The sequence below is a fragment of the Chromobacterium sp. INPA-IVC genome, from assembly GCF_059047085.1.
Genome location: NZ_JBTNLS010000022.1, coordinates 1 through 446, shown reverse-complemented (window position 1 = coordinate 446; position 446 = coordinate 1). Strand labels below are relative to the sequence as shown.

The 446-nt window shown below is 65.0% G+C and carries 1 protein-coding gene; it reads right to left on the bottom strand.

Annotated features, from left to right (window positions below):
• The coding region (locus ACX17K_RS21960; protein ID WP_493776427.1) for an ATP-binding cassette domain-containing protein at window positions 1-446 on the bottom strand (446 nt) is incomplete at both ends.

Sequence of the window (446 nt, the reverse complement as noted above, 5' to 3'; positions counted from 1 at the left end):
CCACCACCCTGCCCTTGTTCATCACCAGCACCTGGTCCGAGATGTGCTTCACCACCGCCAGATCATGCGAGATGAACAGGTAGGACAGCTTGTACTCGTCCTGCAGGTCCTGCAGCAGGTTCAACACCTGCGCCTGCACCGACACGTCCAGCGCCGACACCGATTCGTCGCAGATCAGCACCTCCGGCTTCAGCGTCAGGCAGCGCGCGATCGCGATCCGCTGCCGCTGCCCGCCGGAGAACTCGTGCGGGTACTTGGCCAGCGCGCCCGCCGGCAGTCCCACCTTGTCCAGCAGGTCCTGCGCCAGCTTGCGGCGCTGGCCCGCGTCCTGGCCGATGCCGTGCAGCAGCATCGGCTCGGTCAGAATCTGCTCCACCGTGAAGCGCGGGTTCAGCGACGCGTACGGGTTCTGGAAAATGATCTGGATCCGCTTCTTGTAGGCGTGG